The sequence below is a fragment of the Edaphosphingomonas fennica genome (genome assembly GCF_003034225.1).
GTDB lineage: Bacteria > Pseudomonadota > Alphaproteobacteria > Sphingomonadales > Sphingomonadaceae > Sphingomonas_E > Sphingomonas_E fennica.
Genome location: NZ_PHHF01000017.1, coordinates 25386 through 42204, shown reverse-complemented (window position 1 = coordinate 42204; position 16819 = coordinate 25386). Strand labels below are relative to the sequence as shown.

At 67.1% G+C, this 16819-nt stretch carries 14 protein-coding genes; 10 read left to right on the top strand and 4 right to left on the bottom strand.

What is annotated here, in order from left to right; genetic code table 11:
- Positions 1–73: 73 nt before the first annotated feature.
- Positions 74–1168, bottom strand: a complete 1095-nt coding sequence (locus CV103_RS03250) for a sigma-54 interaction domain-containing protein (protein WP_041864958.1) — start codon at positions 1166–1168, stop codon at positions 74–76.
- Positions 1169–1244: 76 nt separating this feature from the next.
- Positions 1245–2324, bottom strand: a complete 1080-nt coding sequence (locus CV103_RS03245) for an ABC transporter substrate-binding protein (RefSeq protein ID WP_015459840.1) — start codon at positions 2322–2324, stop codon at positions 1245–1247.
- A gap of 285 nt (positions 2325–2609) precedes the next feature.
- Between CV103_RS03245 and CV103_RS03240 the strand changes: the two genes are divergently transcribed.
- Genes CV103_RS03240 through CV103_RS03210 form a run of 7 tightly spaced genes read left to right on the top strand, consistent with a single transcriptional unit; the run spans position 2610 to position 8910 of the window.
- A complete protein-coding gene (locus CV103_RS03240) occupies positions 2610–3731 on the top strand; it encodes an ABC transporter substrate-binding protein (RefSeq protein WP_107393968.1) in 1122 nt (373 codons plus the stop codon).
- Positions 3731–4537 carry an ABC transporter permease gene (locus tag CV103_RS03235; protein WP_015459842.1) on the top strand — a complete coding sequence of 269 codons (807 nt, stop codon included), beginning with the start codon at positions 3731–3733 and terminating at the stop codon, positions 4535–4537. Before CV103_RS03240 ends, CV103_RS03235 begins: the two co-directional genes overlap by 1 nt.
- The gene (locus CV103_RS03230; RefSeq protein ID WP_041865484.1) at positions 4534–5304 is read left to right on the top strand and encodes an ABC transporter permease; all 771 of its coding nucleotides are present in this window, start codon (positions 4534–4536) and stop codon (positions 5302–5304) included. The genes CV103_RS03235 and CV103_RS03230 overlap by 4 nt, the downstream gene beginning before the upstream one ends.
- Positions 5305–5318: 14 nt before the next feature.
- Complete coding sequence (locus CV103_RS03225) at positions 5319–6173, top strand: ABC transporter ATP-binding protein (RefSeq protein WP_015459844.1); 855 nt, start codon at positions 5319–5321, stop codon at positions 6171–6173.
- Positions 6173–6781 (top strand): nitroreductase family protein, encoded by a 609-nt coding sequence (locus CV103_RS03220; protein WP_107393967.1) that lies wholly within the window; start codon positions 6173–6175, stop codon positions 6779–6781. The genes CV103_RS03225 and CV103_RS03220 overlap by 1 nt, the downstream gene beginning before the upstream one ends.
- Positions 6778–7740, top strand: coding sequence for an LLM class oxidoreductase (locus CV103_RS03215; protein ID WP_107393966.1), 963 nt, complete (start codon positions 6778–6780; stop codon positions 7738–7740). The genes CV103_RS03220 and CV103_RS03215 overlap by 4 nt, the downstream gene beginning before the upstream one ends.
- Before the next feature lie 12 nt (positions 7741–7752).
- Entirely contained in the window at positions 7753–8910 is a 1158-nt protein-coding gene (locus CV103_RS03210) for an LLM class flavin-dependent oxidoreductase (protein WP_107393965.1), read from the top strand.
- A 295-nt stretch (positions 8911–9205) separates the two neighbouring features.
- Here CV103_RS03210 and CV103_RS03205 read toward each other — a convergent pair whose 3' ends face one another.
- Together CV103_RS03205 and CV103_RS22040 are read right to left on the bottom strand one after the other, a co-directional pair.
- Positions 9206–11563 (bottom strand): TonB-dependent receptor, encoded by a 2358-nt coding sequence (locus CV103_RS03205; protein ID WP_084652970.1) that lies wholly within the window; start codon positions 11561–11563, stop codon positions 9206–9208.
- Positions 11463–11909, bottom strand: coding sequence for a hypothetical protein (locus CV103_RS22040; RefSeq protein WP_146163372.1), 447 nt, complete (start codon positions 11907–11909; stop codon positions 11463–11465). The genes CV103_RS03205 and CV103_RS22040 overlap by 101 nt, the downstream gene beginning before the upstream one ends.
- An 87-nt stretch (positions 11910–11996) precedes the next feature.
- Here CV103_RS22040 and CV103_RS03200 point away from each other — a divergent pair, with 87 nt between their 5' ends.
- The 3 genes from CV103_RS03200 to CV103_RS03190 all read left to right on the top strand — a co-directional run bounded on the left by CV103_RS03200 (position 11997) and on the right by CV103_RS03190 (position 16735).
- Positions 11997–14171 carry a TonB-dependent receptor gene (locus CV103_RS03200; protein ID WP_107393964.1) on the top strand — a complete coding sequence of 725 codons (2175 nt, stop codon included), beginning with the start codon at positions 11997–11999 and terminating at the stop codon, positions 14169–14171.
- Positions 14171–15628, top strand: a complete 1458-nt coding sequence (locus CV103_RS03195; RefSeq protein WP_107393963.1) for an amidohydrolase — start codon at positions 14171–14173, stop codon at positions 15626–15628. The genes CV103_RS03200 and CV103_RS03195 overlap by 1 nt, the downstream gene beginning before the upstream one ends.
- A gap of 150 nt (positions 15629–15778) precedes the next feature.
- Positions 15779–16735 carry a Rieske 2Fe-2S domain-containing protein gene (locus CV103_RS03190; protein ID WP_015459851.1) on the top strand — a complete coding sequence of 319 codons (957 nt, stop codon included), beginning with the start codon at positions 15779–15781 and terminating at the stop codon, positions 16733–16735.
- The last annotated feature ends 84 nt before the right edge of the window (positions 16736–16819 follow it).

Below are 16819 nucleotides of genomic sequence, written 5' to 3'. Positions count from 1 at the left end.
GCGCGTCTTGAGGCGGATGTGGAATATTGCGCAGGCGGGCTGTTGGTTTTTCACCCCGGTCGGGGTTCGTGCCTCAGATCAGGTCGAGATTCTTGAGATGGGTGCGCACCACGTTGCGGGTGACGCCCAGCGCCTCGGCCGTCTTGATCTGGTTTTCGCCGCACTGGCGGAAAGCCTCCGTCACCGTCAGCGCCACGACACGCTCCAGCAGATTGTCATGCCCGCCTTTCAGCAGCCGGGCGATGAAGGGCCGCACCGCTTCCTCCAGCGTGGCGGAGCCGCCGTTTCCGCCGGTTTCCGATATCTCGCCCAGGCCGAGATCGGCGGGCTGGATGCGGCCGTTCTCGCAGATCAAGGTGCCGCGATGGATGGCGTTTTCCAGCTCGCGGATATTGCCCGGCCAGTTGTGCTGGAACACCGCCTCTTCGGCGGCCGCGCTCAATTCCGGGTGGCCGGCGCCCAGGCGGGCGCCGTAGACTTCCAGGAAATGGCGGGCCAGCGGCAGGATATCGGCGCGCCGCTCGCGCAGCGGCAGCAGCGGTATCGGCACCACCTGCAGCCGGTAAAAGAGATCGGAGCGGAAGCGGCCCTCGTTCACCGCCTGCTGCAGCTCGACATTGGTCGCGGCGATGACGCGGACGTTGAGCGGCACCGCTTTGCGCGATCCCAGGCGGACGACCTCGCGCTCCTGCAGCACGCGCAGCAGCTTCACCTGCAGGGGCAGGGGCAGATCGCCCAGCTCGTCCAGGAACAGCGTGCCGCCATTGGCCGCCTCGAACCAGCCGGGCCGGGCGATATTGGCCCCGGTGAAGGCGCCTTTTTCGTAACCGAACAGCTCGCCTTCGATCAGCGATTCCGAAAAGGCGCCGCAGTTGATCGCGACGAAGGGCGCGTCGGCCCGCTGGCTGAGGCTGTGGACGTAGCGGGCGACCAGTTCCTTGCCGGTGCCGGTTTCGCCCATGATGAGGACATTGGCGTCGCTTGGGGCCACCCGCTCGATCAGCGGCAGCAGCGATCGCGACCGGGGATCGTTGAAGATCAGCGCGCGGGCGCGGGGCCCCACGGCATGGTGCTGATCGCAATCATAGGCCAGCAGCGGGCGGCCATCCCCGTTGGTGGCGGATACCAGCCCCACCGATCGATTGCTTGCGCGACTCCCTGAGGTCATCTTCCCGCCTCCTTTGAGGTAGGGATAGCAGTCAATTGTCTTTCGTTTTAGTAGAAATTAATTTCCAGGCCCTAGCTCAGCTATCGCCGGCATAATCGGGCCGGGGTGCCAGCGCCGCCCGCCGTTGCAGGACGGCCTTCAGCGGGGCGGCGCAGATCCAGGCGTCGATATCGACGGGCGATTCCAGAAAGCCGTGCAGCCACAGGAAATTGGCCTGGATCTTCAGCATTTCCGCGCGCTCGTCCGACAGGTCGGGATGGAGGAAGCGATGGAAGCCGTTGCGATGGGCAAGCTCGACGCCGTCGATCCCGGCCAGCGTCTCTTGCGCCAATATCCCGTTCAGCTCGCCCGGATTGCCCGCCGCCCAATCGGCCGCGCGCAGGCTCTGTTCCAGGAAGCGTTCGACCAGCTCGGGATGGTGATCGATCATATGCTGGTGGACGATGATCGGGCGCGGCGTGCCGTTGTTCACGCGGGCGAGGCGGCTGGGATAGGCATCCAGGTCGATACCCACCTCCAGCCCCAGCCGCTGGGCGGCCTCGGCGGCGGCGGCGCCCTTCACATAGACCGCGTCCACCCGGCCCGAGGCCAGCCATTCCAGGCCGAGCCACAGGCGCCGCATGCCCTGGAAGCTGGCGCGTTCCACCGGCGGGGCGGGCACCTCGACGAAGCGGACGTCCTCCAGCTTCAGCCCGCCCAGCGCCAGCGCGCTCTTGATGCCGTGCAGCGCCATGCCGCGCGCGATGCTTTCGCCGCGCGACCGGGCATAGCCGGGAAGCGCGAAGCGCAGCCCCTTGAGGTCGGCGGGCGCCAGCACGCCGAGATCGCGCCGGACCATGATGGCCTGCCGCTCGTCGATCCAGGTGAGCCCGATCACCCGCGTCGGCGCGCCCAGCGCGCGCGCCGCCAGCGCCTGGATATTGCCGCCCTCGCGGAACAGGTGGCGCGCCTGGTTGTCGGGATCGCGATCGACGAGGTTCAGCCCCTGCTCGAACACGCGCTTTACGGCGATGCCGTCGCGGGCGAAGGCTTCCGCCATCCATCCTCTGGCGCAGGCGACGCCGGATGCCGCGGGAACGGGGCAGCGCGTGATCCAGATGCTGTCCGGCATGGGCCGCGCGATAGTCTGGCCGCCGCGCCCCGTGGTTTCCGGCATCAAGCATCCTCCTGACAGGTTTTGACGGGCACCCATCCGCAAAGCCCGTGCCAGAAGCGCGATCCTGCGGATATCCCGATGCACGGGCGCGAACCAACGGGTCAAGGGCCGCGCCGCCGCTTCATTTCGCGCAGCCGATGCGGGCCGGCTGCGCCGATATCAACAGCCGCGCGCCGGCCGGGCAAGCCCAAGGCCGCGCAAGTCCGCCATGCCGGTGGTTGGCACATCCTGTGCATCGTCTCCGGGCGAGCCCCGAAATCGGTTCGGGCAGTACGGAGCCTTTGCGTGGTGGCAAATCAGACCTCGTTCCTCCCCTTCGACCGCGCCACCAGATGGCTGACCGCGATCCTCCTCGCCCTCGCGGGCGCGGTGCTGGCCGGCTGCGGCGGATCGGGCGGCGGGAAGGGCGGCGCGCCGGATGTGAAGACGGTGACGATCGCCTCGATCGCCTATCCCTATCAGGGCCAGCAAGTGTTCAGCGGGCTGACCAGCGTCGTTCTCGAGCAGGGCTGGTTGAAGGAACAGCTCGCGAAAAAGGGCGTGGAGCTGGTGTTCCAGCCGGTTTCCACGGCCGTCGGCGGGCCGCTGATCAACGAAGGCTTTTCCGGCAAGCGCATCGATTTCGCGGCTTATGGTGATTTTCCCGCCGCCATCGCGGTGGCGGGCGGCGTGCCTTTGAAGATCGTGGCGCCGGTGGGGCAGGGGCAGGACGTCTATCTGGTCGTGCGCAAGGGGCTGGCGGCCAACAGCCTGGCTGACCTCAAGGGCAAGCGGATCGCGCTCCATCGCGGCCGGCCGTGGGAACTGCCCTTTTCCAAGCTGGTCGATCGAAGCGGCCTGAAGCTCGACGATTTCAAGATCGTCAACATCAATCCCGGCGCGACCCCGGCGGCGCTGGAATCGGGCAGCGTCGATGCCGCCGTGCTGCTTTCGGATGGCCTGCTGCTGGATCAGAAGGGCATCGCCCGCGTCATCTGGTCCACGCGCGATGCGCCAGCCGACTGGCGGATGCGGGCCGAGCTTTTCGGGCGGCAGGATTTCGTGGATGCCCATCCCGATCTGACTCAGCTTGTCGTCAATGCCTATGTTCGCGCCGCCGCCTGGTCATCGGACGAGGCCAACAAGGCGGAGGTGATCCGCAAGGCCGCGCGCGGCGCGATGCCGGAAGCGGTGGTCGAGCGCGATTATGCCAATTCCGACATTGCCTGGCGTGAACGTTTCTCGCCCATCTTCTCGCCCGCGCTGCGCACCCATTACCACTCGGTCGCCGATTATGCGCTGCAGCGCGGGCTGATCCGCAACAAGGTGGATGCCGATGCGCTGCTGGACGAACGCTTCGTCACTCAGGCGCTGAAGGATCTGAAGCTGGAAGGCTTCTGGGCACAGCCCGCGCCGGGGCAGCGCTGATGGCGAGCCGGGCCGCCGATTTCCCCGTGGCCGGCGGGGCGGGGGCGGGCTTCCGCTTCCGCCTGCCGCCGGTCGGCGCGGTCGTTCCGCTGGTTGCGTTGCTTATGGCATGGCAGATCGCCTGCCTGACCGGCCTGTTCCCGCCGCAGGTGCTGGTGCCGCCCAGCGGCGTGGCGCGCGCGCTGGTCGACATGACGCAATCCGGAGAGTTGCAGCGCCATGTGGGCGACAGCCTGTTCCGCCTGACCGTCGGCTTCGCCATCGGGGCGGTGGCCGGCATGGCTTTCGGCGCCGTGATCGCGCTGTCGCGGCTGGCGGAGGCGGCGCTGTCGCCCCTGTTCATGACGCTGTGGCAGGTGCCCGTCATCGCCTTCGTGCCGATGATGGTGATGTTCCTCGGCATAGACGAACCGTTCAAGCTGGCGGTGGTGGCGATCGCCGCCTTCTTCCCGATGGCGCTGGCGACCTTCGACGGCATTCGCGGCGTGCCGCGTAACTGGTTCGAGGTAGCGAAGGTCTATCGCCTGCGCCTGCCCCAGCTCATCCGGCGCATCCTGCTGCCCGCGACGGTGCCGGCGGTGCTGACCGGCCTGCGCGTGTCGCTGACGCGCGCCTGGGTGGTGCTGGTGGCGGCCGAGCTGCTCGCGGCCGACAGCGGCATCGGCCAGATGATGGAGATGGGGCGGCAATTGTTCCAGATCGATGTCGTGCTGGCGGGCGTGATGGTGAGCGGGCTGATCGGCTTCCTGCTCGATCGCGGCGCGCGCTGGGTGGAAAGCCGCGCGACCCGGTGGAGGGCGGCATGAACAGCCTGCTGGCCCGTTTTCCCGTCCGGCTGCTGATCGGCCTCGCCGCGCCCGCCCTGCTGATCGGCTGGTGGCAGTGGCAGGCGAGCGCGCATATCGTCTCCTTCGCGCCGCCCGCCGCGGTCGGCAGCGCGCTGGTCGAGATGCTGCGCAGCGGCGATCTGCTGCGCGATACGCTCTCCACCCTGGCCCGCGCCTTCACCGGCCTCGCCATCGGCGCGCCGCTGGGCGTGGCGCTGGGGATCGCCATGGGCATCTGGAAACCCGTCGATCGCGTGCTCGGCCCGTTGCTCCATGCGCTGCGGCAGGTGCCGATGATCGGCTGGCTGCCGCTGATGGGCCTGTGGTTCGGCGTGGGCGAGGGCACGGAGCTGATCGTCGTCAGCATGTCCGCCTTCTTCCCGTCCATGCTGAACAGCCATGCCGGCGTGGCCGAGGTCGAACGCCGCTATCTGGAGGTGGGCAGCATCCTGCGCTTCGGCACGGTCCAGCGCATCCGCTTCATCCTGCTGCCCGCCGCCATGCCGCTGGTGCTGACCGGCATCACCCAGGCGCTGGCCTTCGCCTGGATCGCGACGATCGGCACCGAACTGCTGACCGGCGCCGGCTCCGGCCTCGGCGTCGCCATGGGCCAGGCGCAGATGCAGCAGCGGCTGGATGTGATGCTGGTGGTGATCGGCGCCACCGCTGCTCTCGGCTTCGTCATCAACCATCTGTTCCGTCGCCTGCGCCGTTCCGCGCTGCGCTGGCAACCTTCGCTTCCATGATGGGAAAATCCGGCATGACCCCCTATCCCCACGCCCGTGAAGACCGGCTGTCCGCCAAGACAGGCCGGGGTGAGCTGATCGTCAGCGATCTCAACAAGAGCTTCACGATCAACGGCCAGCCGCGCAGGATCCTAGACAATATCAACCTCACCGTCCGTCCGGGCGAGTTCGTCAGCATCGTCGGCGCGTCGGGCTGCGGCAAATCGACCCTGCTGCGCCTGATCGTCGGGCTCGACACCGAATATAGCGGCGAGCTGCGGCTGGACGGCGAACGCATCGCCACCACCAGCCTGGATCGCGGCATCGTATTTCAGGATCATCGCCTGTTCCCGTGGATGACGCTGGAACAGAATATCGAGCTGGCGCTGCTCAACACCGATACGCCCAGGGCGCGGCGCGCGCAGATCGTGGCCGATCATATCGCGCTGGTGAACCTCAAGGGTTTCGAGAAGGCCTATCCCCACCAGCTATCGGGCGGCATGGCGCAGCGCGCCGCGATCGCCCGCGCGCTGGTGACGGAGCCGCGCCTGCTGCTGCTGGACGAGCCGCTGGGTGCGCTCGACGCGCTGACCCGCGTGCATGTGCAAAGCGAGCTTCAGCGCATCTGGATGGCGCAGCGTTCGACGATGGTGATGGTGACGCACGATGTGGAGGAGGCGCTCTATCTGGGCGACCGGGTGATCGTGATGTCGCCCAATCCCGGCCGCATCCGCCGCATCGTCGAGGTGGACCTGCCGCACCCGCGCGATCGCCGATCGCCCCTGCTCCACCGCCTCAAGGACGAGATCCTTGCCGAGCTGACCTCCGGCGCCGATGCGGATGGGGATGCCGGCAATCTGGTCCATCTGCCCAGCCGGGAGGCGCGCTGATGGGCCGGGCCGCCGATCATCCGGTCGATCCCCTGTTCGTGGATCGCTGGTCGCCCCGCAGCTTCACCGGCGAGCCGGTGCCCGATGCCGTCCTGAAGAGCGCGTTCGAGGCCGCCCGCTGGGCGCCTTCGGCGATGAACGCCCAGCCCTGGCGCTTTCTGGTGGCGCGGCCGGGCGACGGCTGGTGGGAAAGCTATCTGGACCTGCTGATGCCGCGCAATCGCCTGTGGGCCGGGCGCGCTTCCGCCTTGGTCCTGATCCTCTCGGCCCGCCGGCTCGATCGCCGCGGCGAGATAGTGGAGAATGTTTCGCACAGCTTCGATGCCGGCGCGGCCTGGGCCAATTTCGCCCATCAGGCGCTGCTGCTGGGCTGGCATACGCACGGCATCGGCGGGTTCGATCGGAAAGCGGCGCGCGAACGGCTCCAAGTGCCGGAGGACTTCGCGATCGAGGCGATGGTGGCGCTCGGCCGCCGGGGCGATCTCGACGGGCTGGACCCGGAATTCCACGCCGCCGAAGCCCCCAATGGCCGCCGCCCGCTGATCGATACGGTTTTCGCAGGCTCGCTCGAAACGCCGGCCTTCGCACAGGAAAAGGACGCCGCATGACCCTGAACATCCACTGGCGGCTCGATCCCGCCGCCGAGCCGCAGCGGCTGGAGCCGGCCGCCCGGCCACCCTTGCCGGCCCTGGTCCGCGATTGCCGGGCGCCCAGCCAGAACCGCTTCGATTATTATCTGCAGGTGGCGGACGCCGTGGCGCAGACGGCCTTTGACGGCCTGTTGATCCGCCACCACATCGAGGCGGACGAAAGCCGCATCATCGCCGCGGTCGTCGCCCGCGCCGTGCCGCGCCTTGTTGTCGTGCCCGAATTTCCCGCCTCGGTGGGATCGGCCGTCTATGCCGCCAAGCAGGCCGCGACCTTCCAGCGCGGCACCCATGGCCGGCTGGGCTGGGCGCTGGCGCCGGATGCCGATCGCGACGAGCGGGAGGCCGCCGCCGATTTCATCGACGAGGAGGATCTGGGGCTGCGGGCCGACGAGTTCCTCACCGTCGCGCGCGGCGTCCATGGGGAACGGCCCTTCACCTTCCAGGGCCGCCATTTCGAGGTGCTGAACGGCGGGTTCGAAGCGCCGCTCAACCAGCATCCCTTCCCGCGCATCTTCCTGCAGGGCGAGGAGGATGAGGCGCTGGCCCAGTCGGCCCGCCATGCCGATGTCCACCTGTTCCGGCCGGCGCCGGCGGATGTGCTGGCCGAACGCATCGCCCGGCTGAACGGGCTTGCGGAGGCGGAGGGGCGGCGCGTGGCCGCCGGCCTCATCCAGCCGCTCGTCGCGCGAGAGGACCGGGAGAGCGCCGAGCGGGCCGCGCGGTCGGTCCCGCTCGCCGCCGGCACGCTGGTCGCCAGCTATGACGGGGCGGCGGAGCTGCTCGCCAACGCCGTCGCGGCGGGCGTGAGCGAATTGGTGCTGGAGGCCGCGCCCACGCTCGAGGAAGCCTATCGCATCGGCCAGCACGTCCTGCCGCGCCTGCGCGCCCGCGCCGGCTCCGCGCGCCAGGCGGCTTGAGGGGAGACATCCATGTCCATCGACTTCTACTGGCGGCTTCCCACCCATGGCTGCCACAACAGCCTGCGCACCAGCGGCTATGAACGGGGCGACTGGTCCCCGTTGCAGCCCGGCAATATCGCGCCGGGGCTAGATCGCGACGGTGCCGTGGACGGCTTCACCTATATCGACCATCTCGGCGCGATCGCGCGGGCGGCGGAAAGCGTGGGCTTCCAGGGCGGGCTGATCCCGTCCTTCCCGAACACGGACGATCCGTGGGTGATCTCCTCCCTGCTGGCGCGGGAGACGAGCAGCTTTCGCTTCATGATCGCCTTCCAGCCCGGCTTCGGCAATCCGGTCCACATCGCGCGCATGGCCGCCAGCCTGCAGCGCGCGACCGGCGGGCGGCTGCTGTTCAACATCATCACCGGCGGCGGCGGCCCCGCCCAGCTCTGGTGGGGCGACAGCTTCGCGCATGATGACCGCTACGGCCGCACCAGCGAGTTTCTCGATATCTTCCGGGGCGTGTGGGAGTCCTCGGACTTCTCCTATGACGGCCGTTTCTACCAGCTCCGCAAGGGGGGCCTGCCGGCCCTGTTCCGGCGCGAGGAATTTCCCGAGATCTGGTTCTCCGGCTCGTCCGACGCGGCGCTCCAGACGGCCGCGCGCCATGCGGATTATTATCTTTCGTGGCTGGAGCCGTTCGACCAGCTCGGCGACAAGTTCGCGCGGGTGAAGGAACGGACGGCCGCGCTGGGGGGCGAGCAGAAATGCGCGGTGCGCGTCGATCTGGTCGCCCGGCCGACCGAGGAGGAGGCATGGGCCGACATCCGTGCCGGCTTCGAGAATGTGGGCGAGGAGACCCGCCAGCGCTGGCGCGGGCAGGCGACGGATTCGGTGGGGGCGGCGCGGCAGGCGGCGCTCCGGCCCAGCGATGCGCGCCGCTATGATGAGCTGATCGTCGCGCCCAACCTGTGGGGCGGTTTCAACCTGCTGCGCGGCGGCCCGGCGCTCGGCATCGTCGGCAGCTACGAACAGTGCGCCGCCCAGCTGGACGATCTGATCGCGCGCGGCGCCGATGCCTTCATCCTCGCGGGCACGCCGCATCTGGAGGAAGCCTATCGGGTGGGCGAGGAGGTGCTGCCGCTGCTCGGCCGCCAGGTTTCGGCCCTGCAGGCTGCTGCCGAATAATGCCAGCTTTCCTCCCCTCCCTTCCAGGGAGGGGAGGAAAAAGCGCTGACGTCCGATCCCCCGACAATAACCGCCTTGCGGAGATCGCCGGTGTCTCCCGGAACCTGATGGCCGTTCATCATCGGAATTTGTCAACGCGGTTTAAGCTCGTGCCGCACCTGGGAATTTTCAGGGCGTGATGCGTCAGCATATCGGCACCCTGATATGAGGGGAGCATCCGCAGGCAAGGGGGCCGGAAGATATCCGGCCCCCCTTTGTCGGTGGTCGGGACGGATCCGCACCCGGCCCCCGATCGTCAGAAGCGGAAGATCACCGAACCGCCCGCCGTCAGCGGATCGGCCCAGGCCACCGTGTCGCCGGTCACGCCCAGCGCCGGATTGGCGCCCGGCAGCGAGTGGTTCAGGTAGCGCACGTCGAACAGGTTGTTGATGAAGCCCGATATGCTCACCGCCTCGTCGTTCGTCGTATAGGTGATGCGCAGATTGGTGAGCGTGTAGGGCTTCTGCGTCAGATAATAGCGGTTCACCGTGTCCTGCGGCGTCACATAATAGAATTGGCGCGACTGGTAGCGCGCGTCCGCCGCCAGCTCGATCCGGCCGAGATCGGCCAGCGCGAAGCTGTAGGATGCGCCCGCGTTCAGCGTCACCTTGGGCGATCGGACGAAACGCGCGCCGGCCAGGTTGGCGCCGCCGTTCAGCACCTGGAACTTCTTATATTCGGTATCGAGCAGGCCGAGCGCGGCGTTGAGCTTCAGCCCGTCGATCGGGTTCACCGTCAGCTCGAACTCGGCGCCGTTGACCTTCGCCTTCTCCGCATTCTGGAGGTAGGAGACGGTCGCGCCGCCGACCGCGCCGGGGTTCGGCCCGACCACGTTCACCTGCACATCCTTGTAATCATAATGGAAGGCGGTGGCGTTGAAGGTCAGCAGATTGTCGAACCAGCTCGATTTGTAGCCGATCTCGAAGGCGTTGAGCTTTTCCGGGGCCACGTCGGTCAGCGCGATCGGCAGGGTCGCGGCGGTGTTGAAGCCGCCCGATTTCACGCCGTGCGAGAATTTCGCATAGACCAGATTGTTGCGGTCGATGTTCCACGACGGCGTGATGTCATAGGTGAAGGCATCCCAGGTCCGCTTCAGATTGTCGCTGAAGGTGCCCGGCCCGCCATAGGTGCCGGTATAGCTGTTCCACCATTGGGCATAATTGCTCCACGATGCGGTGCTGGGCTGCCCCGGCGGCGGGGTGGGCGAGGACAGGCGATCGAAATCGAGCGTCTTGGTCTCGCGCGTCCAGCGCCCGCCCAGCGTCAGCTTCAGGCTGTCGGTGAATTCATAGGTGGTGCTGCCGAACACCGCGCCGCTTTCCGCCTTGTGGCGATAATCCGTGTCGCTGAACGCAGCCGCGGCGGTGGCGCCGGGCAGCGCGGGGACGACGCCCTGCGGCAGGGTGGCCGAATAGCTATTCGAGCGGATATGCTCGTTGAAATAGAAGAGGCCGACGATCCAGGTCAGGCGGCTGTCCTGCGCCGATGTCAGCCGCAATTCCTGCGTCCACTGCTTCGACAGCGCATCCGAATAGCCGCGTGAGATTTCGAGCGGGGTGTAATCGCTGTCGCCGGCGCTCCGTGTCTTGAACCGTTCATAGCCGGTGATCGACGTCAGCGTGGCGAAGTCGCCGATCTCCCAGTCGAGGTGCAGCGATCCGCCGATCTGCTTGTTGCGGCTCCATTCGGGGGCGTTGGCGCTGACATCGTTGATGTCGGTGGACGGGGCATAGCCGTTGCGGACGACGCCGTTGGCGGCATAGCTCGCCGTGGTCCAATAGGTGCCGTCGGTATCATAATCGCGATAATGCACGCTGAGCAGCGCCTCGAGCGTGTCGGTCGGCTTGGCCAGCAACTGGCCCCGGAACACGACATCCTTCACCGAGCTGGATTTTTCGCCGGTGAAGAGGTTGTCGAAACGCCCGTCGCGATCGTCGAAGCGGAAGGATGCGCGCGCGGCCAGCTTGTCGTCGATGATCGTCGTGCCCACGCCGGCTTCGGCGATCTTGTCGTCGAAGCTGCCATATTCCAGCTTCACATAATTATCGTCCTGCCCGTTGAGGGACGGGCGCTTGGAGATGACGTTGATCGCGCCGCCAGTGGTGTTCTTGCCCCACAGCGTGCCCTGCGGCCCGCGCAGCACCTCCACGCGCTCCAGATCGAACAGCGGCAGGCCGGTGGCGCTGGAATTGCTGATATAGACATCGTCCAGATAGAAGCCGACCGGATTGGCGAGGTCGAGCTGCTGCTGACCGGCGCCGACGCCGCGTATCCACCAGCGCGGCCGGCCATGCTGCTGCGTGCCGGCGGATGCGTTGGGGACGAGGTTCAGCACCTCGTTGGCCGAACGGCCGAGCCCGCCGACCGCGAACAATTCCTTGTCCAGCGCGGTGACGGCGACCGGCACGTCCTGCAGCCGTTCCTCGCGCCGCTGCGCCGTCACCAGGATGGTCCCCGCCGCTTCGGCATCCACCGCCTCGGCGGCGGGCGCCGCTTCGGGGGCGGCCGGCACCTCATCGGCGTGGGCGGCGGATATCTGGCCGGCCGCGATCAGGGCGAACGCGCTCGCGCCGATGGTGCGGAGCGATCGCGGCGAATTCCATATGTTCGACAATGATGTTCCCCATGCGTTGATGTTGCCCGCTTCGCGCGGCTTTGCCGGGGATGGTTGAGCAAGCGCTGTGCCATTCATCTAAGACCATGATTTCCATGGGATTGCGGCGGACGGCTGCTGCCTGCCGGTGGCTGGAATTGCGCAGCCCGGCCGCCGGCGCTGGTTTTCCAGCAACAGCGGGTCGCGCGGCGCTGCCGGCCGTCGGCGCGATGCCGCGCGCAAAAATCCACACAAATCCCATCGGTTGCTGCGCATAAACCGCCAGGCCGGGTTCGATCGCCCGGCTCCGGCGGATCGGGAATCCGCTTTCCGCTTGGGTTTCCGGGGGTTCCGGGCCGCTTGGCACGCGACATGCGTGGGCCGGTGCGTCGCGGGGGGCATTCCCGTGATCAGATTCTCACAAATTGCCGGGTCCCGGGGGAGCAATCATTCCATGCGATTCAAGCCGATTACGTCATGCCTGTTCCTGACGACTGCCTTCGTGCCGATAGCGGCGCTTCACGCCGAGGCCGTCGAGCCCGGCGACGAGATCGTCGTGACGGCGCTGAAGCGCGAAACATCGCTGCAGGAAACGCCCGCCGCCATCACCGCGCTGGGCGGGGCGACGCTGCGTGCCGCGAACATCGACAATATCAACGATCTCCAGCGCACCACGCCGGGGCTGGTGATCACCGATGCGGGGCCGGGCCAGCGGCGCGTCGCGCTGCGCGGCATCCGGAGCGCGGGCGACGCGCAGGTCGGCATCTATTATGACGAGGCGCCGCTCGCCGGCCCGCCGGGCACGACCACCGACGCCGGTGGCGCCGCCAGCGACATCAAGCTGTTCGATGTCGAACGGGTGGAGGTGCTGCGCGGGCCGCAGGGCACGCTTTACGGCGCAGGCGCGATGGGCGGCGCGTTGCGCGTCATCTTCAACAAGCCCGATCTCGACAGCTTCGGCGCCTCCTTCGACGTCAGCGGCACCACCACCTCGCACGGCGGGGAGGGCTATCAGCTCAACGCCGCGATCAACGTGCCGATCGTCACCGATCGCATCGGCCTGCGCGTGGTGGGATACAGGCGGTTCGATCCGGGCTGGATCGACAATCCGAAGCTGGGCCTGAAGGGCGTCAACAAGGAGGATAGCGACGGCGGGCGCATCCTGCTCAGGATCAAGCCGATCGACGATCTAACGATCGACGCATCCGCTTTCTATCAGGACAGCAAGGGCAGCCCGAGCCTATGGTCGCCTTCGGTCGGCAAATGGCAATCGCCCAATCTGGCGGTGCTGCCTTTCCGCGACCAGAACCGGCTCTACAGCCTCACCGCCAGGGGGGAACTGGGTTTCGCGACCCTCGTCGCCACGACATCCTATCAGGATCGCGATCTGCTGATGACGCGCGATCCCAGCTATCTGTGGAAGCTGCTGGGCGGCCAGTCCTATCCGGCCGGCCTCTATTACCAGCCCCAGAACGTGACGGACTGGACGAGCGAGATCCGGCTCCAGTCGGCGGGCAGCGGCCCCTTCCAGTGGACGGTCGGCGGCTTCTACGAAGACCGGAAGGCCAAGGTGCTTTCCGAGGCCCATCAGGTCGATCCCGCGACCGGGGAGGACAAGGATCCGCCCACCGTCCTGCTGCAGCGCCATGTGGGCGACAAGCTGAAGCAGAAGGCGCTGTTCGGCGAGCTGGCCTATACGCTGTTCGATCGGCTGACGCTGACCGGCGGCCTGCGTTACTACCAGTATGACAAGCTGGTTTCCGGCGATACGACGATCGGCTTCCCGCTGCTGGGAACGCCGGCCGCGCCCTATGCGGAATTCGCCAGCGACAACAATGGCTGGCTCTACAAGATCAATGTCGCCTACAAGCTGAACGACAATGTGCTGATCTACGGCCAGGCGGCATCCGGCTATCGCCCCGGCGGCGTGAACCAGGTGCTCGGGCTGGCCGCCGCGCTTCCCTATCTGCCGGACAAGCTCTGGACCTATGAAGGCGGCATCAAGCTTTCGCTGGTCGATCGCAGGCTGCTCATCAACCTCACGGCCTATCGCACCGATTGGGATAATCTGCAGGTCACGCTGGATAGCGGCAGCTTCGCCTATCTGGGCAATGCCGGCGCGGCGCGGGCCAAGGGCGTGGAAGCGGAACTGGTGCTGAACCCCGTTCCGGGGCTCAGCTTCTCGGCCAATGCCAACCTCCTGTCCGCCAAGCTCACCAAGGATCTGATCGCCCCCGGCACGGTGCCGAGCGCCACGACGGGCCGGGCGGGGGACCGCATTCCCAATATCCCGGAAGGCAGCTTCACCCTCGCCGGCCAGTATGAGTGGGATCTTTCGAGCGCGCTGACCGGCCTGGTGCGGGCGGACTTCAACCATGTCGGCAAATTCTATTCGGATTTCCGGCCCAATCCGGCCCGGCCGTTCAACTATCGCGAGGGCGGCGACTATCAGCTCGTCAACGGGCGCATTGGCATCAGGACGCAGGAATGGGGCGCCTATCTGTTCGTCAACAACCTGCTGAACAAGGTGGCGCGGACGTCGGCGGGCAATGTGCTGGGCGGCAGCGTCGAGGTTATCTCCACCGTGCCGCCGCGCACGATCGGCATCAATCTGACGGGGAATTTCTGATGAACAGGCATCTTCGCGGGGCAGCCGGCCTGCTGATCGCAACCCTGGCGGCCTCGCCGGCCGTGGCCGCGCCGCTGGCAAAGGCGGAAAGCGCGCAGATCACCGGTGATATCGACAGGCTGAGCCCGGCCCTGTCGGCGTTGGCGACCGATATCTGGAATTATGCCGAGGTCGGCTTTCACGAGCAGAAAAGCGCGGCCCGCCTGCAGAAGGAGCTGAAGCAGGCGGGATTCCAGGTGGAAACGGGCGTGGACGGCATACCCACCGCCTTCATCGCCTCGGCGGGGAAGGGCGGGCCGGTGATCGCGCTCCTGGCCGAATATGATGCGCTGCCCGGGCTCGCGCAGGCCGCCGATGCCGATCGCCATCCCATAGAAGGGCAAAGGGCGGGCCATGCCTGCGGCCATAATCTTCTGGGTTCCGCCTCGGTGGGCGCGGCGATCGCGCTCAAGAAATGGTTGGAAAGGACGGGCACGCCCGGCACCGTGCGGCTCTATGGAACGCCGGCCGAGGAAGGCGGCTTCGCCAAGGTGTTCCTGGTGCGGGACGGCTATTTCAAGGATGTGGACGTGACGCTGGCCTGGCATCCCGGCGATCGCAACAGCGCATCGCAGTCGCAGATGCTGTCCGTCATCTCCGGCAAGTTCCTTTTCGAGGGGCTGCCGTCCCACGCCGCCGCCGCGCCCGAGCGGGGCCGCTCCGCGCTCGACGGCGTGGAAATCATGAACGTCGCGGTCAATTATCTGCGGGAGCATGTGCCGCAGGAAACGCGGATCCACTACACCATCACCAATGGCGGCGATCAGCCCAATATCGTGCCCGCATCGGCGGAGAGCTTCTATTATGTCCGGCATTATGATCCGGAGGTGGTGAAGGACATCTGGGGCCGCGTGACCAAGGCGGCCGAAGGGGCGGCGCTGGCCACGGGCACCAAGGTTTCGGTGCGGCTGATCGGCGGCACCTACAGCACCTTGCCCAACTACACGCTCGGCCGGATCGCCGACCGCCATCTGCGCGATCTCGGCGGCTTCACCTATTCGCCCGAGGAGCAGGCCTATGCCGCCCGGCTGAAGGCCAATCTGCCGCCGGGCGGCCGGGCCGGCGGCGGGCCGGACAGCGTGGAGCCCTTCGTCGAAGGCCGGAAGGGGCCGGCCTCCACCGATGTCGGCGATGTCAGCTGGGCGACGCCGACCCTGCAGATCAGCACCGCCACCTGGGTGGAGGGAACCTCGCCCCATAGCTGGCAGGCGGTTTCGGCCAGCGGCACCAGCATCGGCAACAAGGGCCTGGTGCTGGCCGCCAAGACGCTGGCGCTAACCGGCGCGGAGCTGTTCCGCAGCCCGGACGAGATCGCGGCCGCCAGGGCGGAGTTCGAGGCGGGCCGGGGGAAGGATTTCCACTACACGGCCCTGATCGGGGATCAGCCGCCGGCTCTGGACTATACCGACCATAAATAGGCCGTCGGCGTGCGGCGGAGGGCCCGGCCGGTCGGCGGCCGGCCGGGCCCGAGCCGCCAATGCGACATCAAATGCGCCATTTTGAAAAGTGAAAGCTCTTTCGCCGCCATGCCCGGCAGATATGCTCGCGGCGTGTGAAGGAGACTTTTGATGACGACCCGCCCGTTGACCGCGGAAGAGCGCGGCATCACGCTGCCGATCCCCTTTGGCTGGTATATGCTCGATTATTCGGCCGATCTCGCGCCCGGCCAGGTGAAGCCGCTGCGCTATTTCGGTGAGGAGATCGTGCTGTTCCGGGGCGAGGACGGCGTGGCGCGCGCGCTCCATCCCTATTGCCGCCACCTCGGCGCGCATATGGGCCATGGCGGCAAGGTGCGGGGCAGCCGGCTGGAATGCCCCTTCCACGCCTGGCAGTATGACGAAACGGGCGCGGTGGTGGAAATCCCCTATGCCAAGGTCATCCCGCCGCAGGTGAAGCGTCCCTGCGTCAAGGCGTGGCATGTGGTGGAGCGCAATCGGCTGATCTGGGCCTGGTATCACCCCGAAAATGTCGATCCGCTATGGGATGTGGTGGAGGTGCCCGAGGCCACGAACCCCGAATGGGGCGAGTTCGAGCGTTATGAATGGACGGTGCCCGTCCACATCCAGGACATGGCCGAAAACGGCGCCGATGCCGCCCATTTCCGCTATATCCACGGCACCGCCAGCTATCCCGACATGGATACCGTGTTCGACGGGCCGATGATGCGCGGCCGGGTGGAAGCCAAGATGGATACGCCGCGCGGGCCGATCGACGGATCGATCACCTCCACCGTGATGGGTCCGGGGCAGAGCTGGGTGCGCTTCGAAGGCATCGCCGAAACGCTGCTGATCGCCGGCGTCACCCCAGTGGAGAAGGATCTCGTCCACGCCCGCTTCAACTTCACGCTTCCCAGCCATGGCCACAAGGCGGCCGGGCAGGCGGTGATCCGGGATATCGTGAAGCAGTTCAACGAGGATTATCCGATCTGGCAGCACAAGCGCTTCATGCCCCAGCCGATCATCTGCGACGGCGATGGCCCGATCATGCGCTGGCGCCAGTTCTACAGCCAGTTCTACGTGGAATAAGGGCTCGCCCAGGCGAGGCAGGGCCGGGGCAGGCGAAGGGGGCCTGCTCCGGCTTTTTTTTGGAGCTGGTTTTCCTGTGGGTTT